The sequence below is a fragment of the Nocardia sp. NPDC050710 genome (genome assembly GCF_040654375.1).
In the GTDB taxonomy this organism is placed as follows: domain Bacteria; phylum Actinomycetota; class Actinomycetes; order Mycobacteriales; family Mycobacteriaceae; genus Nocardia.
In genome coordinates, this window is sequence record NZ_JBFAHV010000029.1 from 1 (window position 1) to 26841 (window position 26841).

The 26841-nt window shown below is 66.1% G+C and carries 31 protein-coding genes; 15 read left to right on the forward strand and 16 right to left on the reverse strand.

Annotation, left to right across the window (positions count from 1 at the left end; genetic code table 11):
• The first annotated feature begins 312 nt into the window (after positions 1-312).
• Entirely contained in the window at positions 313-1053 is a 741-nt protein-coding gene (locus AB0H61_RS33595) for a helix-turn-helix domain-containing protein (RefSeq protein ID WP_357311880.1), read from the forward strand.
• A 62-nt stretch (positions 1054-1115) separates the two neighbouring features.
• On the opposite strand, the gene AB0H61_RS33600 is transcribed toward AB0H61_RS33595, so the two are convergent.
• Entirely contained in the window at positions 1116-1778 is a 663-nt protein-coding gene (locus AB0H61_RS33600; protein WP_357311783.1) for a DJ-1/PfpI family protein, read from the reverse strand.
• Between the two features lie 174 nt (positions 1779-1952).
• Here AB0H61_RS33600 and AB0H61_RS33605 point away from each other — a divergent pair, with 174 nt between their 5' ends.
• On the forward strand, positions 1953-2948 hold the full coding sequence (locus tag AB0H61_RS33605; RefSeq protein ID WP_357311784.1) for a helix-turn-helix domain-containing protein: 996 nt from the start codon (positions 1953-1955) through the stop codon (positions 2946-2948).
• A gap of 106 nt (positions 2949-3054) precedes the next feature.
• On the opposite strand, the gene AB0H61_RS33610 is transcribed toward AB0H61_RS33605, so the two are convergent.
• Both AB0H61_RS33610 and AB0H61_RS33615 read right to left on the reverse strand, forming a co-directional pair.
• A complete protein-coding gene (locus AB0H61_RS33610) occupies positions 3055-3243 on the reverse strand; it encodes a hypothetical protein (RefSeq protein ID WP_357311785.1) in 189 nt (62 codons plus the stop codon).
• Between the two features lie 32 nt (positions 3244-3275).
• Positions 3276-3587: a hypothetical protein gene (locus AB0H61_RS33615; protein ID WP_357311786.1), complete on the reverse strand. Its 312-nt coding sequence runs from the start codon at positions 3585-3587 to the stop codon at positions 3276-3278.
• Between the two features lie 240 nt (positions 3588-3827).
• On the opposite strand from AB0H61_RS33615, the gene AB0H61_RS33620 reads away from it, so the two are divergent.
• A complete protein-coding gene (locus AB0H61_RS33620) occupies positions 3828-4376 on the forward strand; it encodes a hypothetical protein (protein ID WP_357311787.1) in 549 nt (182 codons plus the stop codon).
• A gap of 32 nt (positions 4377-4408) precedes the next feature.
• Here AB0H61_RS33620 and AB0H61_RS33625 read toward each other — a convergent pair whose 3' ends face one another.
• Positions 4409-6718: an excinuclease ABC subunit UvrA gene (locus AB0H61_RS33625; protein WP_357311788.1), complete on the reverse strand. Its 2310-nt coding sequence runs from the start codon at positions 6716-6718 to the stop codon at positions 4409-4411.
• Positions 6719-6869: 151 nt separating this feature from the next.
• On the opposite strand from AB0H61_RS33625, the gene AB0H61_RS33630 reads away from it, so the two are divergent.
• Together AB0H61_RS33630 and AB0H61_RS33635 are read left to right on the forward strand one after the other, a co-directional pair.
• Positions 6870-7454, forward strand: a complete 585-nt coding sequence (locus AB0H61_RS33630) for a class I SAM-dependent methyltransferase (RefSeq protein WP_357311789.1) — start codon at positions 6870-6872, stop codon at positions 7452-7454.
• Positions 7455-7642: 188 nt separating this feature from the next.
• Positions 7643-7768 (forward strand): hypothetical protein, encoded by a 126-nt coding sequence (locus AB0H61_RS33635; RefSeq protein WP_357311790.1) that lies wholly within the window; start codon positions 7643-7645, stop codon positions 7766-7768.
• 1707 nt (positions 7769-9475) lie between these two features.
• Here the strand turns inward: AB0H61_RS33635 and AB0H61_RS33640 are convergent.
• From AB0H61_RS33640 to AB0H61_RS33650, 3 genes are all read right to left on the reverse strand, one after another.
• Complete coding sequence (locus tag AB0H61_RS33640) at positions 9476-9715, reverse strand: hypothetical protein (protein ID WP_357311791.1); 240 nt, start codon at positions 9713-9715, stop codon at positions 9476-9478.
• Positions 9716-10000: 285 nt separating this feature from the next.
• On the reverse strand, positions 10001-10462 hold the full coding sequence (locus AB0H61_RS33645) for a hypothetical protein (RefSeq protein WP_357311792.1): 462 nt from the start codon (positions 10460-10462) through the stop codon (positions 10001-10003).
• Between the two features lie 55 nt (positions 10463-10517).
• Complete coding sequence (locus tag AB0H61_RS33650; RefSeq protein ID WP_357311793.1) at positions 10518-11069, reverse strand: MarR family transcriptional regulator; 552 nt, start codon at positions 11067-11069, stop codon at positions 10518-10520.
• Between the two features lie 86 nt (positions 11070-11155).
• Between AB0H61_RS33650 and AB0H61_RS33655 the strand changes: the two genes are divergently transcribed.
• Positions 11156-11596, forward strand: a complete 441-nt coding sequence (locus AB0H61_RS33655; RefSeq protein ID WP_357311794.1) for a MarR family winged helix-turn-helix transcriptional regulator — start codon at positions 11156-11158, stop codon at positions 11594-11596.
• 93 nt (positions 11597-11689) lie between these two features.
• Here AB0H61_RS33655 and AB0H61_RS33660 read toward each other — a convergent pair whose 3' ends face one another.
• The 3 genes from AB0H61_RS33660 to AB0H61_RS33670 form a co-directional block, all read right to left on the reverse strand.
• Positions 11690-12604, reverse strand: coding sequence for an LLM class F420-dependent oxidoreductase (locus AB0H61_RS33660; RefSeq protein WP_357311795.1), 915 nt, complete (start codon positions 12602-12604; stop codon positions 11690-11692).
• Between the two features lie 116 nt (positions 12605-12720).
• A complete protein-coding gene (locus tag AB0H61_RS33665) occupies positions 12721-12948 on the reverse strand; it encodes a hypothetical protein (RefSeq protein ID WP_357311796.1) in 228 nt (75 codons plus the stop codon).
• A 10-nt stretch (positions 12949-12958) separates the two neighbouring features.
• Positions 12959-14041, reverse strand: a complete 1083-nt coding sequence (locus AB0H61_RS33670) for an aldehyde reductase (protein ID WP_357311797.1) — start codon at positions 14039-14041, stop codon at positions 12959-12961.
• 109 nt (positions 14042-14150) lie between these two features.
• Between AB0H61_RS33670 and AB0H61_RS33675 the strand changes: the two genes are divergently transcribed.
• The 4 genes from AB0H61_RS33675 (at position 14151) to AB0H61_RS33690 (ending at position 16828) form a co-directional block, all read left to right on the forward strand.
• The gene (locus tag AB0H61_RS33675; protein WP_357311798.1) at positions 14151-14771 is read left to right on the forward strand and encodes a TetR/AcrR family transcriptional regulator; all 621 of its coding nucleotides are present in this window, start codon (positions 14151-14153) and stop codon (positions 14769-14771) included.
• A 107-nt stretch (positions 14772-14878) separates the two neighbouring features.
• The gene (locus tag AB0H61_RS33680) at positions 14879-15190 is read left to right on the forward strand and encodes a nuclear transport factor 2 family protein (RefSeq protein ID WP_357311799.1); all 312 of its coding nucleotides are present in this window, start codon (positions 14879-14881) and stop codon (positions 15188-15190) included.
• 41 nt (positions 15191-15231) lie between these two features.
• A complete protein-coding gene (locus tag AB0H61_RS33685; RefSeq protein WP_357311800.1) occupies positions 15232-16374 on the forward strand; it encodes an alkaline phosphatase family protein in 1143 nt (380 codons plus the stop codon).
• A 139-nt stretch (positions 16375-16513) separates the two neighbouring features.
• Positions 16514-16828, forward strand: coding sequence for a hypothetical protein (locus AB0H61_RS33690; protein ID WP_357311801.1), 315 nt, complete (start codon positions 16514-16516; stop codon positions 16826-16828).
• Between the two features lie 59 nt (positions 16829-16887).
• On the opposite strand, the gene AB0H61_RS33695 is transcribed toward AB0H61_RS33690, so the two are convergent.
• The gene (locus AB0H61_RS33695; protein ID WP_357311802.1) at positions 16888-17328 is read right to left on the reverse strand and encodes a hypothetical protein; all 441 of its coding nucleotides are present in this window, start codon (positions 17326-17328) and stop codon (positions 16888-16890) included.
• Positions 17329-17526: 198 nt separating this feature from the next.
• Here AB0H61_RS33695 and AB0H61_RS33700 point away from each other — a divergent pair, with 198 nt between their 5' ends.
• The 3 genes from AB0H61_RS33700 to AB0H61_RS33710 all read left to right on the forward strand — a co-directional run bounded on the left by AB0H61_RS33700 (position 17527) and on the right by AB0H61_RS33710 (position 20773).
• Positions 17527-18747 carry a GAF domain-containing protein gene (locus tag AB0H61_RS33700; RefSeq protein WP_357311803.1) on the forward strand — a complete coding sequence of 407 codons (1221 nt, stop codon included), beginning with the start codon at positions 17527-17529 and terminating at the stop codon, positions 18745-18747.
• Between the two features lie 83 nt (positions 18748-18830).
• Entirely contained in the window at positions 18831-20348 is a 1518-nt protein-coding gene (locus AB0H61_RS33705) for an aldehyde dehydrogenase family protein (protein WP_357311804.1), read from the forward strand.
• A gap of 20 nt (positions 20349-20368) precedes the next feature.
• Positions 20369-20773 carry a DUF779 domain-containing protein gene (locus tag AB0H61_RS33710; RefSeq protein WP_357311805.1) on the forward strand — a complete coding sequence of 135 codons (405 nt, stop codon included), beginning with the start codon at positions 20369-20371 and terminating at the stop codon, positions 20771-20773.
• A gap of 162 nt (positions 20774-20935) precedes the next feature.
• Here the strand turns inward: AB0H61_RS33710 and AB0H61_RS33715 are convergent, their stop codons facing one another.
• The 4 genes from AB0H61_RS33715 to AB0H61_RS33730 form a co-directional block, all read right to left on the reverse strand.
• Positions 20936-22489 (reverse strand): succinic semialdehyde dehydrogenase, encoded by a 1554-nt coding sequence (locus AB0H61_RS33715; RefSeq protein ID WP_357311806.1) that lies wholly within the window; start codon positions 22487-22489, stop codon positions 20936-20938.
• Positions 22490-22826: 337 nt separating this feature from the next.
• On the reverse strand, positions 22827-23753 hold the full coding sequence (locus AB0H61_RS33720) for a sterol desaturase family protein (protein WP_357311807.1): 927 nt from the start codon (positions 23751-23753) through the stop codon (positions 22827-22829).
• A gap of 52 nt (positions 23754-23805) precedes the next feature.
• Positions 23806-24546, reverse strand: coding sequence for an AraC family transcriptional regulator (locus tag AB0H61_RS33725; protein ID WP_357311808.1), 741 nt, complete (start codon positions 24544-24546; stop codon positions 23806-23808).
• Positions 24547-24714: 168 nt separating this feature from the next.
• Positions 24715-25170, reverse strand: coding sequence for a hypothetical protein (locus tag AB0H61_RS33730; RefSeq protein ID WP_357311809.1), 456 nt, complete (start codon positions 25168-25170; stop codon positions 24715-24717).
• Positions 25171-25506: 336 nt separating this feature from the next.
• Between AB0H61_RS33730 and AB0H61_RS33735 the strand changes: the two genes are divergently transcribed.
• Positions 25507-25695 (forward strand): hypothetical protein, encoded by a 189-nt coding sequence (locus AB0H61_RS33735; protein WP_357311881.1) that lies wholly within the window; start codon positions 25507-25509, stop codon positions 25693-25695.
• Entirely contained in the window at positions 25620-25967 is a 348-nt protein-coding gene (locus AB0H61_RS33740) for a hypothetical protein (RefSeq protein WP_357311810.1), read from the forward strand. The genes AB0H61_RS33735 and AB0H61_RS33740 overlap by 76 nt, the downstream gene beginning before the upstream one ends.
• Positions 25968-26124: 157 nt before the next feature.
• Here the strand turns inward: AB0H61_RS33740 and AB0H61_RS33745 are convergent, their stop codons facing one another.
• Positions 26125-26754, reverse strand: a complete 630-nt coding sequence (locus AB0H61_RS33745) for a LysE family translocator (RefSeq protein ID WP_357311811.1) — start codon at positions 26752-26754, stop codon at positions 26125-26127.
• Between the last annotated feature and the right edge of the window lie 87 nt (positions 26755-26841).

The following is a 26841-nucleotide window of genomic DNA, read 5'->3' on the forward strand; positions in this document are numbered from 1 at the left end:
TCTGCGGGAGATCCATTCCTCGCTCCACAACTCCAACCACAGTCTCCAGTTCATTCCGCGAACCCTACGACCAGCCACCGACAAGTTCGGCATGCGTGCGGGCCGAGAATTGGTGAGAGCAGCAACTACTCTGGCTCTGCTTCGACACGTCCGCTCATGCCGCCTATCGCGCGGTCGGACAGCCTGTCGGGCACTCGGAATGCCTCCTGGGCGCTGACTGAATCGGCCGACCCGGTGGTGGTGGAACTGAGAGAGGAATTCTGAGCAGTTCTTCGCGCTGCTCAGGCGACATGGAGTACGTAGTGCGCACATCTGGCCGGTGTCAGTGTCGACTATGTGGTCCGGCTCGAGCAGGGCCGCGGTCCGCGACCCTCCACCGCCGTGCTCGCGGCCCTGGCCCGTGCTCTGCGTCTCGGCGACGAGGAACGCGATCTGCTGTTCCACTTCGCCGGTGCCGCACCACCCCAGGCCGGTCGCATACCGATGGTCGTGCGCCCCAGCGTCCTGCGGTTGCTCGATCGTATGGTGGACCTGCCCGCGCTCGTCCTTTCCGCCAAAGCCGATGTGCTGGCGTGGAATTCGATGGCCGCCGCCCTACTCGGTGACCTGTCGGTCTGGCCGCCCGCCCAGCGCAACATCATCTGGCAGCGTTTCCTCGGCGCCGAGCCGAGCCGGGTCGCTATGAACCCCGCCGAAGCGGAGGCCGCCGCGGCATTCTCCGTGGGCAGCCTGCGCGCCACCAAGGCGCGCTACCCCGATGATCCCGCACTGTCCCGCTTGATCACCGAACTACGCTCCGGCAGCGCACATTTCGAGAAACTCTGGCGCGAAAGACCCGCGGCCCAATGGCGTAGCGCCACCAAGTCCATCGCCCACCCGGAAGTGGGCCTACTGACCCTCGATTGCGACGCCCTGCTGGTTCCGGACGCCGACCAAACCGTGATCGTGTACTCGGCCGCCCCCGGCACCCCGGAGTTCTCGGCCCTGGATCTGTTACGCATCACCGGCACCCAGCAATTCGGCCCCGGAATCCGGAACCCGGCTCGGCATTGACTCGATGCCGGTTGCCTGCCGGATCACCTGCAGGCCGGTCGGGCCGCTGGCGCTCAGCATCGTCAGAACTGTCGTATCGGCGTGGTTCCGGCATTGCGCCACACGGTGCCTCGGCGCTCGAATTCGAATAGCTTCTCCACCGACAGCGCGACCTGCGGCCCGAATTCGCGCTCCAGCAGATACAGCCCCAGATCCAGTCCGGATGTCACGCCCCCACCGGTCACCAGGTCACCGTCGTCGACGACGCGGGCGTCGATCGGGCATGCCCCGGTGGCCGCGAGCAGGTCGACCCCGAGGTGATTGGTTGTCGCGTAGCGCCCCTGGAGGAGCCCGGCCATCGCCAGGATCATCGAGCCGCCGCATACCGTCGCCACGGTCAGCCCGGGCTGGTCCAAAGCCTGCTTCAACAGGCCCGGTAACGGCGTTTCCAGACTGCGACCCAGGATCGCCGGAACACTGTCCGCGGTCGGCTCCGCTCCATCCTCCGGAATATCTCCCGCGGCCCCTGGGAGCAGGACAATGTCCGCGAGTGCCGGGGTCAACGTCGCGGTGGCACGCAGACTCAATGAGCCGAGCCCGCCGGGCACCTCGCGCGCACCTTCGGCGGCGACCAGTTCGACGTCCAGCAGTCCGCCGGTGACCATGGCCCCGGCACTGAACACCTCGTAGGGTCCGATGACATCCATCGGGCCGAAACCGTCGAACAACACAATCTGAACAAGCATTCAGGCACTCCTCCTCGTCCGGTTACCGATGAAGGTAAACAACATGGAAAGTGCGGAGAAGGAGCGGGATTGCCACGTTGGAACGGATTCTCGCCAAGCGATCTTCGTCGCAAGAGTGCCATGATCACTGTTCAATCTGTTGGCGCGATTCAGCTGGACACCTAGTCTCTTGCCATGCATACGGTGGCAATCCTCGCTCTCGACAAGGTCATTGCGTTCGACCTGGCTACTCCGATCGAGGTGTTCACCCGCGCCCGGCTACCCGACGGCGGCCCCGCTTACCGAGTCCGGGTCTGTGCGCCCACACCTGATGTGGACGCCGGACTGTTCACCCTGCACGCACCGTGGACTCTGGACGGCCTCACCGGGGCCGACACCATCGTCATCCCCGGGTGCGCCGATCCCACCGCACCGGTCTCCCCGGACGTACTCGATGCGGTGCGCCGTGCCGCGGCCGATGGCAGCCGGATCGCGTCGATCTGTGTGGGCGCGTTCATCCTCGCCGCGACCGGGATGCTCGACGGACGCCGTGCGACCACGCACTGGCTGGCCGCCGACGCATTCGCCGACCTGTACCCCGATATCGAGGTGGACCCGAAGGTCCTCTATGTGGACGACGGACAACTGCTCACCTCGGCCGGGGCGACGGCCGGACTGGACCTGTGCCTGCACATGATCCGACGCGACCACGGCTCTGCCGTCGCGGCCGACGCCGCCCGCCAGTCGGTGATGCCGTTGGAACGCGACGGCGGCCAAGCGCAATTCATCGTCCACGACCGTCCACCCACTCCACGCGGATCCGACTTCGAACCCCTCCTGCGATGGATCGAAGACAACTGCGCCACGGCTCTGACCCTCGATGACGTCGCCGCCCACGCGGGCATGAGCACCCGTAGCCTCAACCGCCGATTTCGCGAACAGACCGGCACCACACCCCTGCAATGGTTGCTCCGAGCCCGTATCCGGCAGGCGCAATACCTTCTCGAAGCGACCGACCACCCGGTCGAAAGAATCGCCACCCAGGTCGGCTTCGGCTCGCCAACGGCCTTCCGCGACCGCTTCAAGCGCGTCGTCGGTACAACCCCCCACGCGTACCGCAGCGCATTCGGCGGCTCAGATGCGGGAGTAATGGAGCATCCACTCGAGATCCGGCGACCATCACTGAAATAGTGACCGCCTGCCGGACCGCGGTGCTGCCTTCTTCGATCGCTGCCCCACTCCGGCACACGGGCCGATCACTACACCCGTGCTATTCGACGGTGAGGGATAACGGCATCTACGCCGATTGGCTGATGAAGCACCACAAGCCGATAGCGGGGTGGGCGTCACAAAGCCCCCCGGCGACGGACTCCGACGGCGCCGGAGTGAACGGTTCGAGCGGAAGTGGCTCGGCCGTGGCGGTGCCGCCGCCGAGGGCCGCGGCACCGATCAGGGCGCCGACCAGGATTCCACGCTGTGCGAACATCTGAAAATCCTCAAAAGTTGGGTGGTGGCGATTTATATCGACGGGGTCCATGTCGCCTTGGCGACACCGCCGGAGGACATCGCCTCGGCGAAGCCGCTGGGGCCCTGACCTTCCTCAAAGAAGAAGACCGGCTTGCTATCGTCGTCCACCGTCACGGTCACGGTGTAGGAGCAGGTCGTTCCATAGCGGTGCGTACCGAGGGCGAACGCGGGCGCGATCGCGATGCTGGTGACGGTCGCCGAGGCCGGCGGCGCGACCACAGCGGTCACGCTCGCGACGACCCCGGGTGCGGCAGCGCCCGCGGCGACACGGATCGCCTTGGGCGACCCGAGAGTTCGCGTCATGGTTATGGAGTTCCTCCAGTACGGTCCGGAGCCTCTTGTCCCGGACAGTGATCAGATATCGGTTCATGACCTTTCAACCTTGGCCGCGGGCCGGGTCCTGCGCCATCGGGCACATGCCCTATTCGGCGACGTCCGCACCCGATGCGCAACCGATCACGTCGGCTGTCGGCGGCTCGGCGCTAGGCATGCTCGTCGATACGGACTCGACAGCGGTCGGAAAGTTGGCTGTAGGTTGGCGGCATGAGCATCGGGGGAACGGTTCGGCGGGTGTCGCGGGGATGGATTGCGTGGGCGGCGGTTACGGCGGGGTTGGTCGCGCTGGACTGCGCGGCGCTGGTGTGGCAGCAGGCATCCGACGGGGATGGCATCGCCACCCTGGCGTTGCTCGCGGGCGCTGCCGGATGTGGCGTGATGTGGTTCGTGGTCATGTTGGTCGGAGCGATCAAGTACCGAGCGTTCGTGCTGAGCGCAATCGCACCGGTATTGGTCGTCGGGACCGTCCTGATGCTCTGGTCGGGAGTGGCGGAGCGGGCCGGTTGGCGGATCTCCAAAGGCGGCTTGGAGCGGGAGGCCGTGGCCTGCGTGGAGTCCGGCGGCCCGCACCGGGTGGGTATCTATACCGTCAGTCGCGTCCGGCGTGCGGACGGCGGCTGCCTATTCGAGACGTCCGAGGATTTGCTGAGCCAGGTGGGATTCGCGTACCTGCCGAATGGCGCACCCGCCGCGCAGCACGAGTACGACTACAACTATCGGCCGTACGACGGTCCCTGGTACCGGTATTCGTGGTAGTGGTCCGGCGACCACTACCACGACCGAGCGGCTCAGGCCGCCTTGTACTTGCGCAGGTACTCGCCGGTGAGGGAGGTCGGATGCGTCAGCAGGTCGGCGGGCGTCCCGGTGAAGACGATCTCGCCACCGTCCTTACCGCCGTCCGGCCCGAGATCGATGACCCAGTCGGAGTGGGCGACCACATCGAGATTGTGCTCGATCACGATGACGGTATTGCCACGGTCGACCAACCCGTCCATCAGTGCGAGCAGGGTGTCCACATCGGACATGTGCAGACCGGTGGTCGGCTCGTCGAGCACGTATACCGTTCCGGTGTTCTGCAATTGGGTGGCGAGTTTGATGCGCTGACGCTCACCCCCGGAGAGTGTGCTCATGGCCTGACCCAGGCTCAGATAGTCCAGGCCGACCTCGTTCATGGTGCGCAACTTCGCATGGAGCGCCTTCTCGGTGAAGAACTCGAGTGCCTCCTCGGCCGACATCTCGAGCACATCGGCGATCGACTTGCCGCGCAGTGTGTGCACCAGCACCTCGTCGGAGAAGCGCCGCCCGTCGCAGGCATCGCAGTGGGTGGTCACCGGATCCATGTACGCGACTTCGGTAATGATGACGCCGCGACCCTCGCACTGCTTGCAGGCGCCGTCGGAATTGAAGCTGAACAGGCCCGGCGACTCCCCCGTCGCCTTGGCGAACAGTTTGCGGATCGGGTCCATGAGCCCGAGGTATGTCGCGGGCGTTGATCGCGAGGAGGCCGCGATGGCCGACTGGTCGACGAAGATCGCCTCGGGGTGCCTGCGCACGAAGACATCCCGGATGAGACTGCTCTTACCGGAGCCGGCCACGCCGGTGATCGAGGTGAGGATGCCCGTCGGGATGGCGACGGATACATCCCTGAGGTTGTGCACGGTGGCATGTTCGATGAGCAACTCGCCGTGCGACTTCCGGAAGGTCTCCTTGACCCGGAACGGTCGGCGCAAACCCGCACCGGTAGGGGTGTCCGCCACGCGCAGGTCGGCGAAGCTCCCCTCGAAGACCACCTGTCCGCCGTGCACGCCCGCGCGCGGACCGACATCGACGATGTGGTCGGCGATCTGGATGACGTCGGGGTCGTGCTCGACCACGAGCACGGTATTTCCCTTATCCCGCAGGGCCATCAGCAGATTGTTCAGCCGACCGACATCGCGTGGGTGCAGCCCGACGCTCGGCTCGTCGAAGATGTAGGTGAGGCCGACCAGTGTGCTCGACAGGTGCTTGATCATCTTGAGCCGCTGGCCCTCACCGCCGGACAGGGTTGAGGTCGGCCGGTCGAGGCTCAGGTAGCCGAGTCCGATGTCGGCGACCCGCCGCAGCGCGGTGCGAATGGCATCGGCCAGGCCGAGTGCCGCCGGATCGGTGATCTCGTCCAATACGGCCATCAGATCGGTGATCTGCAACCGGGACCAGTCGGCGATATTGCGGCCGCCGATCTTCGTGGCCAGCGCGGCGGCGTTGAGCCGAGCACCGTCGCAGGTCGGACAGACGCCCTCGGTGAGGAATTTCTGCATCTGCTCGCGGGTCTTCTCGCTGAGCGTCGAGGTGTCGCGCTGCAACCGGGTGCGGGTGAATTTCGCCGCGAGCCCTTCGTAATTGGCCTTCCAAGTGCCCTTGGCGAAGGTCAACTCGACCTTTCCGCCGGAGCCGTACAGGAAGTCCTCGAATTCCGCTTCGGTGTAGTCGATCAGCTTCTTGTCCGGATCGAAGCGTCCGGACTTGCCGTACAGCTGCCAATCCCCGCTGCCGGGGGCGTAACCGGGCAGCAGGATCGCGCCCTCGTTCAACGATTTGCTCCGGTCGACGAGGCGGTCCGGATCGGCACGCACGGTGACCCCGAGTCCGTCGCAGTCCGGGCACATGCCCTGCGGCACATTGAACGAGTAGTTGTACACGAACCCGGCCGAGGGGGTTCCGAATCGGGCGAACATGGCCCGCACCATCGAGTAGATGTCGGTCATGGTGCCCACGGTCGAACGCGGTCCGCCGCCGACCGGCTGCTGGTCGATGATGACCGGCGCGTTCAGCCCTTCGATCGCCTCCGCGTGCGGCCGCTCGTAGCGCGGCAGGAAGTTGAGGATGAATGCGGGGAAGGTGGCATAGAGCTGACGTTGCGATTCCACGGCGATGGTGTCGAAGACAATGGAGGACTTGCCCGATCCGGACACCCCGGTGAATACCGTGATCTTGTTCTTCGGGATCTCCAGCGACACATTGCGGAGGTTGTGCTCGCGGGCGCCGAGCACTCGGATGACCGTGTCGGCCGGTAGGGGTTCGGGGGTGGTGATGGTGGTGACGGAATCGGAAAAAGACATACCGAACACCATGCCAGCAGGGACGGACAAAATGGCGAGTGTGATGTGACGTATATCACATTCAGATGCGTTCCGCATTTCGATCGATGGTGGGCGACGAGTGCCCGAATCGGGCCCGCGGCAACCACTTTCGAGTCCGTAGAGTCGTGGCGTGAACGACGACCCGTACTGGAACCACAACACGCACTATCACCGCTGGCTCGTCGACCGGATGCCAGCGTCGGCGGGCACCGCCCTCGATGTCGGCTGCGGCGATGGGTTACTCGCCACCAAGCTGGCCCGTCGGTGCGATTCGGTGCTGGGTATTGATGTCGACGCGGAGGTGCTCACCAGGACTATCGCGGCGCCGAACATCACCTACGAGCGGGCCGACTTCCGCGATCTCCCCGGCAGTTTCGACTTCGTGACCGCGGTCGCCATCCTGCATCATGTGCCGCTACGGGAGGGGCTCGCCGCGCTGCGGCGGCTGGTGGCGCCCGGCGGCACGCTGGCGATCCTCGGCCTGTGGAAGATGAGCCTGCGCGGCGATCCGCTGTACCTGCCGTTGATTCCGGCCATCCGGCTCGTCGACCTGGTACACCCCGCGAAGGCCGACCCGGCGCCCATGCGCGATCCGCAGGATACGTTGCACGAGATCCGGTGCGCCGCAGCCGAAATCCTGCCCGGCGCCCGGCTGCGACGCCGCCTCATGTGGCGCTATACGCTCATCTGGCGCAATGAGGCATCGGATGCATAACCGCACTCACCGCCGATCGGGCACGATATTCAGTCTCGCGCACGCAGGGGTTCCGGACTGGTGAGATCGCGTATACAACTGTCATCAGTTGTCGGAGGAGTCCAGCCGACAGGTGACCGGAACTGTGGCGGATCGGCAAGTCCCGCGCGAACTTCAACGTCGAGCGGCTTCAGCAGAAACCACCCGAGGTGCACGCGAAGTACCTCACCCTGCAGTTCAACGGCCCGAAGTTCAAGGCAGATCAGCCGAGGGAGTACGAGAAGTACATGGACACGACACCGGTGCGGGTATTCGAGCTGCTCGACGAATCCTGAAACTACACCCCGATTCCCGAAAGCTCGCCCCGGTCCAGCGCGGACCGGGGCGAGCTTTGCGTTCAGATCCGGGCCCGCTGATCAGTCCGTGGCCGCCGTCGGTCTCGGTGAACGGCCGATAAAGCTTGGAGCGGGGCGACTCCGTCAAATTATCTGCGGGGTCATTCTGGTGAAGTCCGCGAGGAGCCGAACACCGCCAAAGACCTCAAGCAAATCCTCGGGGTGCAGCACCTCACTTGCACGCACGGCCCCGACCCCGGGAAGCGCCTAAGTGCTCCGTTCGCCCCGCGGCATCCTCATTATCGTTGTAGCGCCTCTGGTCTGGAACCGAAGCAATACTCGACGCCGAAAAGCCACAAACAGAAAGGCATTGGTTCAGGGTCCGGTCGCGGAACGACCGGCAAGCCGTAATAGCTGACCACCACCGACCCCTTACCCTGTTGCGTGGTGGTGATTTGGGTTTTCTCGCCCAGTTTGTCCACTGACGACCCGGCCCCACCACCGGCGCCAGCACCCACGGTCACGTCGTTGGTACCGCGGGGGCCGCCGCAACCTCCGTGCCAGCCGCCGCCGCCACCGCCACCAGCTCCGAGTCTGGAATCACCGGCACTACCACCAGATCCACCCGAGCTCTCCCCCCGCCGCTGTCTCAACCCCACACTCCTGGTCTCACACGAATAAGCATCGTCAAAGGAGTGTTGGCCGCGCGCTCCAAAGGTTTCAGTGTTGTTGCAGATACCACGTGGTTCGCATGGCTGATCCCCGCCCAGGCCAGGATCATTTTGTTGGCCAACTGCCTCCCCGTGTCCGCCGCTGCTGCCACACGCGACACCGGGCTCGTCGGCTTCGCATTGCACGTCGATGCCGTCTCCGCCGTCTCCGCCCGGGCTATCTTTGTGGTCGCCGCCCCCGCCCCCGCCACCGCCGCCTCCGGCCACGATCGCCCTCGTAGAGTAGGGAGGGCCTACGTAGACTTCCGAGGCTCCGCCGCCCGCACCGCCATTCGCGCCAAGGCCATCAGGACTCCATGTCCCGGGCTCGCCGTTCTCCCCGACTATGATGTGCAGGACGTCGCCGGGTGTCACTCGCACTGTGGACCTGACTCGGACACCGAATCCGCCTTCCCCTCCCCTCGCCTTCGCGGTAGTTTCACCCTGTATTCCCCGGCTCACGACTCTGGGGTCAACGTCGCCGCCGGCGCCGCCTCTGCCGCCGGTCACTTCGACCCAGATCTCGGTGACGAAATCCCCGACGGTGTAGGAGAATTCACCCGGGGTGTCGTACGTGCACGTCGGATACAGGAAGAATTCGACGGAGAACTGTCCGGGCGCGCACACGGGAAACTGCGCCGACGCCGGAGGCGACACCCACGTCAAAGAAATTGCGACCAGCAACGCGGTGCATATGCCTCCGATCAAGCGATTCATCGCCCGCCTGACTGGATGTGGGCCGCCCGAGACGAATGGTTTCATCAGTCGTCACCCTTCCGCACAGAGTTAGCAAACGATCGAGCCGCCGAAAATCCATCGCGCGTGGCGCTTTGACCAGTCAAGCGAAGCAGAACCCTGCCTGACGGGATCGAAATACTCACCTTGTGGATTCGACGTGAATGACTCGACATCTTCGACCGGGCCGGCCGGGGTCGTTGACGTGTCGGGCACGGAATCCTGCCATCGTCGGCCCGTGAGAAGATTGGCAGGCGCGCAATCAACTGTCGCGAGTTGGTGCCCAACCTGACGGTCTGCGTGCCCGTGGGCCTGTGACGTGGCGGGTCAAGGTGGTGATCTGGGCGGCGGCCCGGGTCGTCGTGTGGTGGTGGTAGCCGAGCGCGTCGGCGACAACTGGGGCGGGCAGTTCGAGAACGTGCTGGTGCAGCGCGACGACACGGCCCGGGATGTTGGGGACGCCGAGGGCTCTGATCAGGGCACCGAGGGTTTCAGGGTGCATCGGCTGGCCGGCGCGGCGGCCTGGAAAGAGCCACCCTCCGCCAGTCGCATCAGATGCGAGATAGTCGCATCTGATGCGAGTAGCGGGCGGAATCGCAGGTCACCGCCCCGGATCGGCATGTCGCAACCCCGCCGCCGACGCCACGCCGACTTAAGATCGTGGCCCAGCGACGTGCTGGATTCCCTTGGTGGGCAGCGTCATTGCAGAGATCCCCAACCAGAATCGCAAACTGCAGCGAATTCGCATCCGATGCAATTGGCGGTGCTTGTAGTAACCGCCGAAACATCAACGGATATGGCGAAGCCGTTGTTCAGCGTCGGCTCTGGGGCCGAGTAGCGCGGTGAGATCGCGCATCGCCTGCGGGGACGGTTTGGAGTAGCGGCGCAGGTTCTCGGCCTTGCGGTGCCGTGACTTGGCCATCAGTTCCAGCAGGCCGGCCCCGGACTCCCCGAGATGCGTCAAACCGGAACGGCGCAGCTCGTGCTGATCCCAGCCGGTTCCGGGCGTGTCGACGGCGGTGGCGGCGTCGAGCAGATCGCGGGCCTGGTCGTGGGACAGCCGCGCCAATCCGGTGTCGGGGCAGACGTCGCGCTCGGCGAGGTACTTGCCGGGCCCGGGCCGGCGGTGGGTCACGAACACCGGCCCGCGGGTGCGGGCGCGGATCAGCCTGGGCAGCAGCCGGGCGGTGCCCGCGCCCCAGTACGCAGTCTCCGCGAACGAGATTCGGCCAGTGACCGCTGACGGCATGTGCCCGGGTTCGATGAAGGCCCAGGCCGCCGTCTCAACGAAGTCGGCCGGGTTGTCATCGGCCGGTGGCGTCCGCCTCGAGGTTGGCGGTCATGCGCTGCAGAACATCCATCATCAGCGAGAACTCGTCCTGGCTCACGCCTTTTGCAACGATTTGCCGGATTCGGCCGACCTCCTGATCAGCCGCAGCGTGCGCAGAGCTGCCTTCGCTCGTCAATGTGAGCATTCCGTCGGGCGAACTTCGGACCCATCCACGACTGACAAGATCGTTGGTCAGTTCGGTCAGGCTCTCGTTGTTCACCTCCCAGAACGGGCGGAGAGCATCCACTAGTTCGGCGTCGCTTCGAGGGGCACCGCTGAGCACGTTCATGGTCTGCCACTGCCGACGGGTGAGCCCTGCGTTGCCGAGTAGACGGTCGAAGGTCGCCTCGATCAATTGGTCCAGGCGCTTGAGTCGGTAGCCGATCATCCGCTCCTGGCTGTTATCGCCGGTGCCCTCGGTGGCCGCGGAGGTGGTGTGGGTCGAATCCCGACCGTCGGAACTGCACGCTGCCAGCGGAGCAGTGGCTATCAGCAACAGGGTGGCGGCGAGTGCGGGAAGCCTCATGGATAGTTCCCTTCGGGCTCAGGGTACATGAACTATTACATGTTTATGTTTAAGTACAATTAGTTGTCAAGCTGTATGATACGCCGATGGATGATGTGGATCTGGTCGAGCGGGCGATGGTGACGATCAGACGCAGGCAGAACCGCCGGACGCTGGCACCGTCGAGGGAACCGGCCGGTCAAGCGTTCGACGTCCTGGACGTCGTCGAATCGATGCCGGACGCAACGGTTTCAGCGGTGGCATCCGCTCTCGGTGCCGACCAGCCGCGTGTCAGCCGACTGATATCAACGGCCGTCGATATGGGGTACATCGAGCGTGTGGCCGATCAGCGCGACGGCCGGCGGTCCAAGCTCGTGTTGACCGATTCCGGGCAAGAGGTGGTGGCTGCCGCGCATCGCCGCCGCGCCCAGATATTCGCCGAGGCAATGGACGATTGGACCGCCGCCGAACGCGCCCAGTTCGCCACATTGCTCACCCGCTTCGTTGAACGGCTGCCGAACTCGCGAATGCCGTATTCAGAAGCCTGAGCCCGCCGATGAACAACTGCGGCAGCACGCCGGCCGTCCCCGCTGCGGCCTGGCCCGGTCTCGTCAACGCGAAAACCTACCCCCAACAGCCAACTACGCCATATCCGCCCGATCTTCGACGGCGACCCCACGCAGCAGTGCGAGAGCCGGGGCGAACGCCTCCATACTCGGCTCCAGCACGGTGATGTAGCTGAATCCGTAGCGGGTCCGCAGGTCGCGCACCCGATCGGCGATCTCCTCGGGCGAACCGATCAGCAGGATGGGCAGCTTCTCGGGCTCATCGCCGATCTCTGGGGGCAGCGCCGGACCGAACTCCTCCAGGAGTGCGGGTACGTCCTCTCGCGGCAGGACCCGCTGGATCAGCAGATTGAACTCGACCTGCTCGGCCCGGGAACCGAGCCGGTCGCGCGCGTAGGCGACTCGCTCCGACATCTGGTCGGGACTCGCGATCTGAAGCGAGCCGCCCGAGGTGGCCGCCGCGCCGGTGAAGGCGACGATATCGGCGTGCGCGGCCGCGACCGAAAGCAGTCGATCGCCCCAGCCCGCGATGAGCAGTGGCGGTCCGCCCGGCTGGACCGGCCGAGGCTGGTACTCCGGGTCGGCGAACAGCCGCGCCAGTGTGGTCACCGTGCGCTCGACATGTGCGACCCGCTTGCCGCCGCTTTCGAACGGAATACCCGCCGCGTCGAACTCCGCCTTCACGTACCCCGCGCCGAGGCCGAGTTCCACCCGGCCGTTGGTGAACTGATCCGCGCCCGCGACATCTCGGGCCAGCAACACCGGGTTGTAGAAAGGCGTGTTCAGCACGAAGGTGTTCAGCCGCACCCGCTCGGTGGCCTCGGCGGCGAGGATCATTGCGGGGAACGGCGCGGGCATCCCGAGATGATCCGCGACACCGATCACGTCGAACCCGAGTTCCTCGGCCCGACGACATTTCTCGACCCAGGCCGCCCTGGACTCGGGGACCACCATATTGACACCGAAACGAAATTCACGTTGCACGGTCATTTTCCCTGTCTACCCGAACCGTATTCGGTCCGGCCAATCCGCGAGCTCGGCGCATGGTCGCGGCGATGCCGTGGATCGGCGCGGTCGGGTTCGTCACGGCGAAGCCGATGGCCGAGTCAGCATTGCGCGAGCGTGCCTGCCGCCACGGCGACGCCGAACAGCACGACCGCGGCCGCGACCGGCACCGGACGTCGCAGCGCGCTTTCCGCGAACCGCCGAATCGACGGCCGAGCCGATCCGGCCGTCCTATTCGATTCGCCCGACTGATCAGATGCCTCGGTCCTGCCGCGTAGCTTGCGACGCAGCAGACCCAAGGTGGTGATTATCAGGGTCGCGATCAGCATGTCGAACTTCTCACGCGCCCAGCGGATTCCGCGCCGTGCCGCCCACGGGTACGGTCGATCGCCGGGGTGCGGGCACGACGCCGAACTGCACCAGACTTTCGGCGGTGTCGAGCACGGCATCCCGGACCGGTCGCATGGTCCAGCCGAGTTCGCGCCTCGCCTTGTCGGCGCTGACAGTCTCGGCGCGGCCGAGGGTGGGCACGACGAGGCGCACACCCTTGTCGAAGATCGCGACCGCCCGGACCATCAGATCCGGCACCACCCTGGTCGTCACCCGATAGCCGCGCGGGTTGTATTCGGCCGCAAGCAATTGCGCCATCTCCCCCATCCACATCGGCTTCCCCGCACAGATGTAGCGATTCCCCGCCGCTTCCGGCTTTTCCATGGCCAGCCGGTGCGCCACCGCAAGATCGCGTACGTCGACCGGCGCCCAGGCGGTGCGCGGGGAGCCGGGCGCATCACGGATCAGCAGGCGGCGCACCGGCTCATGCGACGTGCTGGTCGATGTCGTCGCCTGCAGTGGGCCGAGCACCATACCCGGGTTCACCACCGCGAGTTCGAGTGCGCGTCCGGCGGGCTGGGCCGCGATGAAGTCCCAGGCGGCCCGCTCGGCCAGCGTCTTGCTCTTGGGATAGGCCGCGACCCGTTCGACCACGGACCAATCGGCCTCGGTCCGGACATCATCGTGTTCGTGGCCGTAGGCGATGGCGGCCACCGAGGAGGTCAGCACCACCCGTCGCACCCCGGTGTTGTCCGCGGCGGCGCGCAGCACCCGCAACGTTCCCTCCACCGCGGGCCCGATCAGTTCTCGCTCGTCGGCGGGCGGCTGTGACGGGAAGGGCGACGCCACGTGCATGACGTACGTGCACCCGGAAACGGCTGCCGCCCAGCCGGTGTCGTTGTCGAGATCGGCCGCGGTGAACTCCAGTTCGCCGCCGAGGCGCTGGGCCAGCGCGACCAAATGTGCCCGTTTACCCGCATTTCCGAGATCGCGGACGGTTGCTCGCACGGCATAGCCGTGCTCGAGCAGTTCCGCAATGCAATGTCCGGCGATGAATCCTGTCGCGCCTGTGACGAGTACCCGTTCAGCCATGTGTATCTACCCGTTTCGGAAGTGTCCATGCGATGCTTGATCTGAGCGTCGCTCAGATAATCTAAGCATTGCATAGATTGGTTGTCCAGGGTTGTTCGCTTACCCTCGGATGGTGAAGCGGACCAGCTACCACCACGGCGCCCTGCGTGACGCGCTGATGGACGCCTGCCTGCGGCTCCTCGAGACCGAAGGCATCGCCGCGGTCAGCCTGCGTCGAGTCGCCCGCGAGGCCGGGGTCAGCACCGGCGCGCCATACCACCATTTCGCCGACCGAGCGGCCCTGCTCGCGGCCCTGTCCACCCAGGGCTTCGAGTTGCTCGCGGCCGAACTCGCCGCGACGCGTGAAGCGGCGACCGGGTCGCCACTCGACACGATCGCGGCATTGGTCGCCACCTACGTCCGTGTCGCGAGGGAACACCCGGCACATTTCCGGCTGATGTTCCGTCCCGAGCTCTCCCAGCCCGAGAAGCACCCGGACTCGATGGTCGCGGCCGATGCCGCCTTCGCGGTGCTCACCGACACCATCGCCGACTCGGTCGCCGCAGGCTTGCTGCCTGCCGACAAGGCGGAAATACTCGGCCTCGCCCTGTGGGGTTTGGGCCACGGACTCGCCTCACTATGGGTGGACGGTCACCTCATGGAACGCTGCGATCAACTCGGCACCACCCCCACTGAACTGGTCGATGACATTATGAGCACCTTGACGGCGCTCATTGCGCCGGGTAGCTGACGCGTCGCGCCGGGTCCGCGCGCCACTCGGCACCTAGAGTGGGTGCCAAATATTTGCTCACTCCGCTGCTCGCGCCGACCCATACCGCCTTCGAGAGGGACGACCGAATGACCGCACAGTTGGATCCCGTGATCGAGGAGTTCGTGGCCGCACTCAACGCCCACGACCGCGACCGCTTCTACGGCATGCTCACCGACGACGCGACCATGTCCGACGACGGCGTGGAACGCAATCTCATCCAGTGGACCGATTCGGAGGTCTTCGACAGCAACGGCCGGATGCAGGTCGAGACGGTCACTGACGGCGGCACCGAATTCGTGGCGGATTACACCAATTCGCGCTGGGGTTCGATGCGCACCAACTGGCGCTTCACCGTCCGCGACGGCAAGATCACCCGATTCGAAACCGGACAGGCCTGATTCCTTGCCATTGCAGTACCGACCTTGGCAGGCTGGGCCTCGTGTTCGACGCGCCCCGCTATGGCTCGGGTTCCCTTGCTGACCTGTTCCCCTCCGTACTGGCCTGTCTCGGGGTACCCGGCGAGGCCGACCGCCTCGGCCTCGGCCTGACCGCACGCCGCATCTGCGTACTACTGATCGACGGCCTGGGCGCCGACGCATTGGCGGCCAGGGCCGATGCGGCGCCGTTTCTGTCGACCCTGCCCCCGGTCGCACTCACGGCCGGATTTCCCAGCACCACCGCGACCAGCCTGAGCTCGCTCGGTGTCGGCGTGCCGCCCGGCCAGCACGGCATCGTCGGATATTTGATGAACGTGCCCGGCTACGACCGCCTGGTGAATTCACTGCGCTGGCGACTACACGGCGAAGGCCCCTCGATCGATCTGCTGCGCGAGCTGGTGCCCGAGCAATTCCAGCCCAGCGCAACAGTTTTCGAGCGGGCCGCAGCGGACGGTATCGCGGTGACCCAGGTCGCGCCCACTTATCAGGCCGCCTCGGGTCTGACCCGTGCGGTGTTGCGCGGCTGCGCATTCCGCCCCAGCCTCTCGGTCGGCGACATGGTCGACGGCGTCGCGACCGCGCTGCGCTCCGGCGATCGGTCGCTCGTCTACGCCTACCACGGCGATCTGGACACCACCGGCCACGTGCGCGGCCCCTCCTCCGACGCCTGGTTGCTGGAGCTGGCGCACGTCGACCGGCTGGCGGCCACCATCGCCGCGCATCTCCCGCCGGATGCCGCCCTGCTGGTCACCGCCGACCACGGCATGGTGGAGCTGGAGTCGACCGTCGATTTCGACCGTGCCGAGGAGCTCAGCGAAGGCGTCGCACAGCTCGGCGGCGAGCCACGGGCCCGCCATGTGTACACACGCAAGGGCGCCGCCGCCGATGTCGCCGACGCCTGGCGGGCGACGCTCGGCCCGGATTTCGAGGTGCTACCCCGCGCTGAGGTGATCGCCCGCGGCTGGTTCGGGCCGATCGTCACGCACGAAGTCGCCGACCGGATCGGTGATCTCGTGGTGGCGGCGCGCGGTCTGCGCGGGGTCGTCCGCTCCGGGGCCGAACCGCTGCAATCGGCCCTGATCGGCCATCACGGCTCGCTCACCTCCGCCGAAATCAACGTGCCGCTGCGCACCTTCGCGGCCTGAGCCGACCCGCGCGGGCAACACTCCGCGGGCCTCGGCTACCCGCGGACTATCCGTGGCCCTACGCTCGGGGGCGATCGTGGCGGCACATCCGCTCGAGTCAGCACCGGAATCGGTGCCCGCAGGAACGACAGGAGCGCAGATGAACGCCACGGTGGTACGGACCGGTCTCACGACGGCTGCGGCCGCGCTACTCCTCGCCGGGTGCACCGATATCGAGCGTGCCCTGAACCAGGGCGGTGACACCCCGTGCAGCGAATACGTCAAGCAGGATCCCGACACCAAGCGGATGACCATCACCAAGTTCGTCAAGCAGCAGACCGGTAGCGATCAGGAACCGGCGGGCACGGTGGTGGACGCGACGATCATTACCGTCGACGTGATGTGTGGGGCCCAGCGCAATGCCGAAACCCCGATCAAGAATGCCGACGTGGCAGGCATATTCATGACGAAGTGAGCGACACGCCGGGCGCCGCCCGTCAACCCCGCTGATCAGCGGCCGACTCGGCGCGACGATTATCCGGGGAGGTGGTGTGCGGCCAGCCAATCGGCCGCTCGCCTGCGTGATGCCCGCGCCAACCACGCATCCTGGATTACCTCGGTCAACTCGGCCAGCGTCAGCTCCCCGATCCGCGCACCGCGAACCAGCACCGACGGATGCCCGTCGAAATGCGAGGTGGTGAAGAAGGGTGAGTCCGGATCCTGTACCAGCGCTTGCTTATCCGCTTCCGACGGCACCCAGATGACGATCACGTCCGGGTAGCGCTCCCCCGTCACCGGATCCACCGCGTCCGGACGCGGATTGCGGAAGAAGACGAAGGACTTGCCCCCGACCTGGTAGATCGGGTTGCCCAGCGGCCCATCGACCCGGCTGACATGTGGCATTCCGTTCGCGAGCGCATGTACGTCGGCGAGCCGAGCGCGGCGCGCCGAACCCCGTCGAGTAGCGGTTGCCATGAAAGGCAGCCTAAGCCCGGAAACCTCCCCCACGGCACCGATGCGTACGCCATGATGAGACCACGAATTCGTGAGCTGGCGCGCAGCCGGCACTCGACACGGCAGCATTGCTCGCGGCGGAGCCGGATTCGGTGTGCCGCGGAGTGGGCCGACAACGAGCGAACCCAACTGGACAGCACTGACGATGGGGTTTACGAGGTGGCACTGTTCCGCACCCTCACCCAGCAGCGGGCAGAACTGGAAAAGGAATGGGCCCGGTGGGCGGCTGCCTCGCACGCCGCCACGAAGTTGACCCCGGGGACCCCGCTGCTACGCAATGAAGTAGCGCAATCGTGGCAGCGCTCGCTGCACACCGTCGATCCCGGCCGCACCGTCGCGCCCGGTCTGGACGATGTCTCCGATCGTTGGGCCGCATCCCCGCTGCGCGCACCGATCACCCAGCTCGGTGACCAGCTGCGCGATATCGCCGAGGATGCCGGTTTCGTCGCCGCGGTGGCCGACAATGACGGCGTCATTGTGTGGACCTGCGGCGATCGCACCATTCGCAAACAGGGCGAGGCGGTGAACTTCGCGCCCGGCGGCCGCTGGGACGAGAGCCATATGGGCACCAACGGCCTTTCTCTCGCACTGCATACCGACCGCCCGTTTACCGTCTTCTCCGCCGAACATCTGGTCGCGGCCCTGCACGGCTGGGTGTGCTATTCCGCGCCGGTGCACGGACCCGACGGCCGCCTGCTCGGCGTACTCGACCTGTCCAGCCGCTGGGAGCGTTCGCATCCGGCCCTCATGACCTCGGTGCGCGCGCTCGCCACCGCCGCCGAGACACTGCTGCGCGCCGCCGGGCCGGGGCCTACCCCCGGGATCCGGCTCGAATGCCTCGGCACCGCAAGGCTTTTGCGCGATGGCAGGCCGGTGCCGCTGCCGCCGCGGCAGCTGGAGATCCTGGCGTTGCTCGCACTCGAACCGGACGGTTACACCCCGGAGCAACTGCACGCGGCCGTGTACGGCGACCGGGCGGTTTCGACCAGCACCCTCAAAGCCGATGTCTCGCACCTGCGCCGGGCCACCGGCGGTGAGATCGCCAACCGCCGCTACACCCTGACCGGGCCATTGTCCTGCGACGCGGTCGATCTGCTCGCGGCGGTGGAGTCGGGCGACACCAGTTCCGCGGTCTGGCACTACCGCGGCCCGCTCCTGCCGGGCTCCGACACCCCGGGTGTCCAGGAGTGGCGCGACTACCTCGATGTCGGAGTGCGCAACGCGGTGCTCGCCAGCGACCGGCCCGAACACGCGGTAACCCTCGGCGAGAAGGCGCCCGACGATATCCAGGTGCACGAGCACGCACTGCGGTTGCTGGCGCCCGACGACACCCGGCGGGCGATGGTATCGGCACGGTTGCACGCCGCATTGCGCACCTGACTTCCACTCGCGCACACCAACCTCGCACCAACCTTCCCGGGTAATAGTGACCCGGTCAGCAGATTCCGCGAGGAGCGAGCGCCATGATCTACGCCAAACCAGGGTCCGATTCGGGCATCGTCGGCTACGCCACCCGGTACGACAATTTCATCGGTGGTGACTGGGCGGCCCCGATCGAGGGACGGTACTTCGACAATCCGTCCCCGGTCGACGGTGAAACCTTCTGCACGGTGGCGCGTTCCACCGCCGCCGATATCGATATGGCCTTGGAGGCCGCGCATCGGGCCGCCGACGCATGGGCTGCCACCTCACCCACCGTCCGCGCCGACATCCTCAACAAGATCGCCGACCGCATCGAGAACAGCCTCGAGCCACTGGCCGTCGCCGAGACCTGGGACAACGGCAAGCCTGTGCGCGAGACGTTGGCCGCGGATATCCCGTTGGCCGTCGATCACTTCCGCTATTTCGCCGGCGCCATCCGCGCCCAGGAAGGCAGCATCTCCGAGATCGACGCGGATACCGTCGCCTACCACTTCCAGGAGCCGCTCGGCGTCGTCGGCCAGATCATCCCGTGGAACTTCCCCATCCTGATGGCCGCGTGGAAGCTCGCCCCCGCGCTGGCGGCGGGCAATTGCGTAGTGCTCAAACCGGCCGAGCAGACTCCGGCCTCGATCCTGCTGGTGGTCGAATTGATCGCCGACCTGTTACCACCGGGAGTTCTCAACGTGGTCAACGGATTCGGCGTCGAGGCGGGAAAGCCCTTGGCGTCCAGCCCGCGGGTCGCCAAGGTCGCGTTCACCGGTGAAACCACCACCGGACGGCTGATCCTTCAGTACGCCAGCGAGAACATCATCCCGGTCAGTCTGGAATTGGGCGGTAAGAGCCCCAATATCTTCCTGCCGGATGTCATGGCCGACGACGACGAATTCCTGGATAAGGCCGTCGAAGGTTTCGTCATGTTCGCCCTGAACCAGGGTGAGGTGTGCACCTGCCCGTCGCGGGCGCTGATCCACTCGTCCATCTACGACGAGTTCCTGGCCCGGTGCATCGACCGGACCAGATCCATCAAGGGCGGAAATCCGCTCGACGACACAACCATGATCGGAGCGCAGGCCAGCAACGACCAATACGAAAAGATCCTGTCCTACATAGATATCGGCAGGCAGGAAGGCGCCCGCGTGCTCACCGGAGGGGAAGCACGCAAAGTGGACGGACTGCCCGGCGGGTACTACATCCAGCCGACGATCTTCGAGGGCAGCAACACCATGCGCATCTTCCAGGAGGAAATCTTCGGACCGGTGGTGTCGGTGACACGTTTCGACACCGTCGAGGAAGCGGTCCGGATTGCCAACGACACCCTCTACGGCCTCGGCGCCGGGGTATGGACAAGGGACGCCGGCATCGCCTACCGCATGGGCCGGGCGATCAAGGCGGGCCGGGTCTGGACGAACTGCTACCACGCTTATCCGGCTCACGCGGCCTTCGGCGGGTACAAGAAGTCCGGCATCGGCCGGGAGAACCACAAGATGATGCTCGACCACTACCAGCAGACCAAAAATCTGCTCGTCAGCTATTCCCCCACCAAACTCGGATTCTTCTGATGCAGAATCGGATCCTTCTGATGCAAAACAGAGTCCATCGCGTCGGCATGACCGACGCGGCGCGAGTGGTATTGCGCCGCTTGATCGAACAGCATGGCCCGGTGTTGTTCCACCAGTCCGGAGGATGTTGCGACGGCAGCTCACCGATGTGCTTCCCGACGCGGGAGTTCCGGATCGGCGCGGCCGATGTGTTGCTCGGACATCTGGCCTGGCACACCGAATTCTGGATGAGCGGCGATCAGTACGAGCTATGGAAGCACACCCATCTCACCGTGGATGTGGTCGAGGGCCGCGGTAGCGGATTCTCGCTGGAAGCGCCCGACGGCGTGCGCTTCCTCATACGGTCCCGCCTGCTGACCGACGAAGAGTCCGCTGCGCTCGAGTCCGGCCCGCCACCGCGAACCGGGGCGGAGCGGCTCACCTAGCGACCTGCCCGGAGGCGCAAGCACAGCGTAACCACGAAAGGCCCGAACACCGCCGATCGAACACAGACCCGGCGATGAAACCGAATCAGCTGCGTATTCGGATTCATCGTCTGCTGGCCGGCCGACTCGACGCAGACCGAGTCGGCCGGCCCCGGCGGGCCCTCAGCGGCCGGGTAGGAAGCGGATCGACCGCGCCACCGTCATCAGGAACCGTTGCCATTTATCCTGCGAGAGCATCGGCGGCGCATCCAGATTCAGGAACCGGGTGACCACAACCGTCCGCGGTTCGGTGAACTTCAGCAAACCGTCCGGACCGTGCCTGCGCCCGACGCCGGAGATGCCCATGCCGCCCATCGGGGCGGCGGTGCTACCCCACGCCGGCGCATAACCCTCATCGACGCAGACCGTGCCCGCATGCAGCCGCTGCGCGATCTTCTCGCCCTCGGACTTGCTCGCAGCCCAGACGCTGGCATTGAGGCCGTATTCGGTGTCGTTGGCCAGCCGGATCGCCTCCTCGGCATTTTCGACCGGATAGATCGAGACCAGCGGCCCGAAGGTCTCGTTGCGGCCGCACTCCATCTCGTCGGTGACGTCGGCGAGTACCGTCGGCTCGAAGAACAACGGGCCCAGATCCGGGCGCGCCTTGCCACCGGCCAGCACCTTCGCACCCTTCGAGGTGGCATCAGCGACATGCTTCGATACCGTTTCCAGCTGGGCCTCGGAAATGAGACTGCCGATATCGGCGGAGAAGTCGTAGGCGGCACCGAGTTTCGCGGCGTCGACCGCGGCTACGAACTTCTCGGTGAATTCGGCGGCGACCGACTTCTCCACATAGAGCCGTTCGATCGAAATGCACAGCTGGCCCGCATTGGAGAAGCACGCGCGCACTGCGGCCTTCGCCGCCTTGTCGAGTTTCGCGCCCGCCGTGATGATCATCGGGTTCTTACCGCCCAGTTCGGCGGAGAAGCCGATGAGCCTGCGGCCGCACTGTTCGGCCAGTGTCCGGCCGGTGGCCGAGGAGCCGGTGAACATCAGGTAGTCACAACTGTCCACGATGGCTGTGCCGACAATGGTGCCGGGGCCGGGGACCACCGCGAGCAGGTCGCGCGGCAGACCGGCCTGATACAGCAGTTCGGCGCCGGCGAGGGAGGAGAACGGCGTCTGGCTGTCCGGCTTCACTACCACGGCATTGCCCGCGATCAAGGCCGGGATCGAGTCGCCGATCGAGAGCAGCAACGGGTAGTTCCACGGTGCGATGACGCCGACCACGCCCTTGGGCTTGACGGACACCGCCGCCCGGTTCAGCACCGGGAATGCGCCGGGCACCCTATGGGATTCGAGCAATCCGGGCGCCGCCTTGGCGAAGTAGCGGGCCGCGAACATCAGGCCCATGATCTCTTCCTGGGCCGCCCAGCGGGCCTTGCCGGTTTCGGCCTGCACCACGTCCATCAGGAAGTCGCGATGCTCCACCACGAGAGCGCGGTACCGTTCGAGCACCGCGGCCCGTTCCGCCGCGGGCCGCGCGGCCCAGTGCGCCTGCGCCGCCCTCGCCTTGGTGAGGGCGGCGGTCACATCCTCGGCGGTACCGACCGGCACACTGCCCAGCGGCTTGCCGGTGAATGTCTCGGCAATGGACTTTCGCGAGCGTGCCTGGGGCTGGTCGATTGCGGCGAGCGCGCTCAGACGGTCGAAGACGCCGGCATCGGGGGCGGGCATCGTTGCCTCCTACTTGTGAGTAACCGCAGATTACACACAATGTACGCCGCCGAGCCGCCCGGCCGTACCCGCCGGAATCGATCGGGTGACTCCGGCGCGGATGCCGCCGGAACTGTCACGTCCGAACGCGTCGAGCGTTGACCGTTCGGCGGCGCCATGAGGCCTGGCGGTGGCTGCTGCCGATGGGCAATTCAGCGCCGGTGCTGTGGCCGCGGCCCGCACACCACTCGATCCGGGGATTTGTCGGCTCGTAGGCCGCGCCTGGAGCCCTGCCCATCAGATCGCAGAATCCGGTAGTCCGTCCGGCACATCGCCCCGGAATCCGTTGCGGGGTGGGCTATCGGAGCCGAACCCGATCGGACGGCAGTCCCCGCGTTACGGGAACGTCGATGGCTTTGAAGTCGCACGCACCCTTGGGGGTGAATGGTTCGGCAAGCTGGGCGAGGTAGCGGACCGGGTAATCGGGTTTGGCGGCCATCCCGAGGTCGGCGCTACTGAACCGGCGGGCCGGGTCGTAGCTGTAGGTGCGCAGCAGATGGTCCCAGATGAGAGTGAACAGGCCGAAGTTGACATCGCCGATGCCTGCCCATTTGAGGTGGTGGAATCGGTGGCCTTCATTGAGAGCGAGGATGTACTTGAACGGGCCGACGCGGTAGTCGGCGTTGGAGTGCTGCATCAGCAACTGCACCGCGACCGCAAGCGACAACGCCGCGGCGACAGGGACCGGCATGCCGACCAGCAACAGCGGCGTGACGCCCGCGGTCGTTTCGATCATTTGGTGCAGTGGATGTTTCATCAGCCCGTTGAACCCGTAGAACCGGGTCACGCTGTGGTGCACGGCATGAAATCGCCACAGGACGCCGATCTTGTGGCTCGCGTAATGGGTCAGAGTGATACCGAGGTCGGCGACCAGAATCGCGATCAGCACCTGGGCGGCGAAAGGCCAGCTACCGGGCCAGATCCCGTCGCCCGGGACGAAGGCGGCCAAGGCCGGGATGGCGGCGACACCGACGAGGATGAGGGTCTCGTTGACGAAGGTGTGAGCGGTGTCGCGGCCGGTGTCCCCGCTGGAAGTGTTCCAGGCCTCGTGATAGGGCAGGATGCGTTCGGCGGCGAATGAGAGCGCGATGGCAGTGATGAGCAGGACCAGCAGCCAGAGCTTATTGGCCCCACTGGCGGCCAGGGCGATGCCGAAGCCGTTGATGCCCAGCAGCATCAGCGGTGCATAGCCGTAGCGGATCAGGGGTTGCGTGAACGTGGACATAGGTTCAGCGTCGCCGCCACACCCCGGTGGGAGCTTGTAGAAATCAGCTGACCTACGCCGTGGGCGGGGGTCGCCAGCCGGTAGCGATGAGGGCTTCGGTGGGGGTGATGCCGAACAGGTCGCGGCAGGTGTTGGTGAGATGGGCGCTGTCCGCGAAGCCCGCGGCGTGCGCCGCTTCGGTGAGTGAGCCGCCCACACGGACGGTGCTCACGGCCAGTTGCAGCCGGGTCCAGCGCCGCCACGCCGCATACGGCAACCCGACCTGGGCGGCGAACAGATGCGACAGACGGCTCGGTGACATCGCCACCGCGGTGGCGAGCTCGCCCAGCGACGGCGGGCCACCCGGAGTCGCGGCGGCTACCCGCAGTGCCTCGGCCACCACCGGATGTGAGGACCGTCGCGGTGGTGGCGCTGCCGAATACTCTTGCAGGAGTGGCGGCGTGGATCGCGGTTCGGCGGCGGCGATCCAGCTGGATACTCGGCCGGGAGGCAGTCCGTACAGGCGAGCCAGGGCGGCACGGCCGGTAATGCTGCCCGAGTCGAGGTAGGCGAAGAAACCGGTGGTAGCCGGGGTGGCGCGGACTTCGTGGCGGGCCCCGGGTGGGATGATCGCCAGCTGGGCAGGGGCGGTGTGGCCGGTGGCGTCGGTGAGCGTCAGCTCGCCCGCGGTGACCAGCAGGACCTGAATGGCGGCGTGGGAATGTGCTGCGGTGTCACCGATTTCACCGGTGAACGCCATCAGCCCCGGGGTGAACACCACCCCGCCGAGCCACCGCGGCACGCTCACGGTCACCGCTGCTCACCGCGCGCGGGCAGCCGCGCGGCAAGGTTGGGAGCGACGGCGGCGCCGACCCAAAACACAGACGACATTGCGTGAGTGTAGGCATCGGCGAGCCGCTCAACGCACGGCGGGCGCAGCGATGTGGCCGGGTAGCGGCGGGCCCGAATGAACCGGCGTGCGTCAGGATAAGAAGGTCGCCGCGGTGACGGCGACATCGGCATAGCTGTAGTACCACCCGTTCCACGTGTTGGCGACAATGACGTGGAAGGCATGGCCACTGGCCGGACCATTGGTGATCCGCCACAAACCGTTTCCGTACCCGGTCGCCGTGCTGACACTGCCATCCGACCACGCGAAGGTGGCCGCACTGGTCGCGCCGGGCGCGTTCCACGGAATGGTCGCCCTGAACTGTCCGGCGTCGATACCTGGGAGCAGCGAGCTGACGCACTCGCGCAGAGTGGCCGCACGCTGGATGCTCTGCCCCGCGCTACCCGAGCCGAGGACCAATCGGCCGGTCATCAGGCTGCCTTGGTGGCAGCCGCCGTAGCCCGGCGGCTGGGTCTGCCCTTGGGGCGCACCCAGCACGGATACCGCACACAGAATCGCTGTCACGAGCACGCTTCGACGAACAGACACGGCACCACCTCCCTGCGACGGGGACAGCGAGAAGGATAATCCCGACCCGTCCTCATTTCTCGCTCATGCCGATTGCCCGGCGCTCGGCGCGGCGGGCGTGGGACTACCCGAACGGTGGCGACTGTCGCGTTCTTCTGGCGAAGTTCGGTCGGCCGATCAGGCGGGCCGATCAATGGTCGGCGCTGCCATTTTCCGGGCACCGGTGTGCTGCAGTTCGCGAACTGCTCGGCGCTTCAGCCGCGCGCAACGCAGTAGATACAGCGGGGTGGGCGGCAGCCATCCGAGTTGCCGGGCCATGCCGAGGTCGCCGATCGGGCAGGGGTGTCGGCGGAGAGCGTGTACAAGGCATTCGGCACAAAGGCGGCCCTGGCCAAGGCTGTGTTCGACTTCGTCATCGCCAGCGACGACGAACCCGTACCGGTATACGAACGGCCCGAGCAGAACCCGACGTGCGCCGCAAGATCGAGATGTTCGTCCACGGCCTTGCGCGGCGGCAGGCGCGGTCCGCCAAGGCACAGATCCTGATCCGGGACGGCAGGCACGTCGATGATTCGCTCACCGAGGTGTGGGACAAGCTGGCCGAGGAGGGCTTGGTCGGAATGACCATGCTGGGGCGACACCTCCTGGAGACCGGCCAACTGCGCGACGAGATCGATCTCGATGAGGTACGCGACGTCCTCTGGAACTACCTTGCCATCGACACCTACGAACGGCTGGTGCTCGCCAGGGGGTGGTCCCTGGACCGGTATGCGGACTGGGTCGCTCACGCGATCATCTCCGCGATCACCCGAGGGTGAACCACCGTTACCCGGCAAGGAGATCCATCACCGATTCCGCGTATTTGCGGTCCCTGGCCTCGGACTGGTCGCAACGGATTCAGGTGAGGCCGCGGCGGTCCTCAACTACCGAAACGGCAGACGATGATTCGCGCCGATCGCTGAGCAAGCCGGTAGGTCAGTTCGTTTGAACCGCAATGCGGATGCCGAGACCGACCATGACGCTACCCATCGCGGCGTCGAGGGTGCGGCGAACGCGGGTGCGGGTGAAGACGTGGCGCAGTGCGCCGATGCCGTTGGCTACCAGGGTGAACCAGATCAGGCTGACCAGGGTCGCGAGGATTCCCACCTCGATGGTGTCGAGCAGTGATGGTGCGGCGGGAACGAACTGGGGCACCAGTGCGATGAAGAAGACCGCGACCTTGGGGTTGAGCAGGTTGTTCAATAGGCCTTGACAGAACGCGGCGCGGATCCCGCGACGTTTGGGGCCGACGGCCTCGGAGAGCTCGTAATCGCCGCGGCGGGCGGCAAGCAACGCACGGATCCCGAGGAATGCCAAATACGTCGCGCCGACCAGCTTTACGGCCGTATATGCGACGGCGGAGGCGGCCAGCACGCTCGCGATGCCGATGGCAGTCACCAGCGACCAGGCGAACACGCCCAACGCCACCCCGGCTGCACTGGCCATACCCGCACGCCGTCCGGAGACCGCGGCATTCCGAATGACTATCAGGAAGTCGGGCCCGGGAGACATGGCTCCGAGCAGCATCACTCCCCCGAGCGCGAAAACCTGTGCGGTCGACATCATCCGATCAGCCTACGATTTCTGCGAGCAATGCACATCATCTTATCTATGTCAATTCCAGTCTCGTTCAACGGGACCCGGGCGACCGCC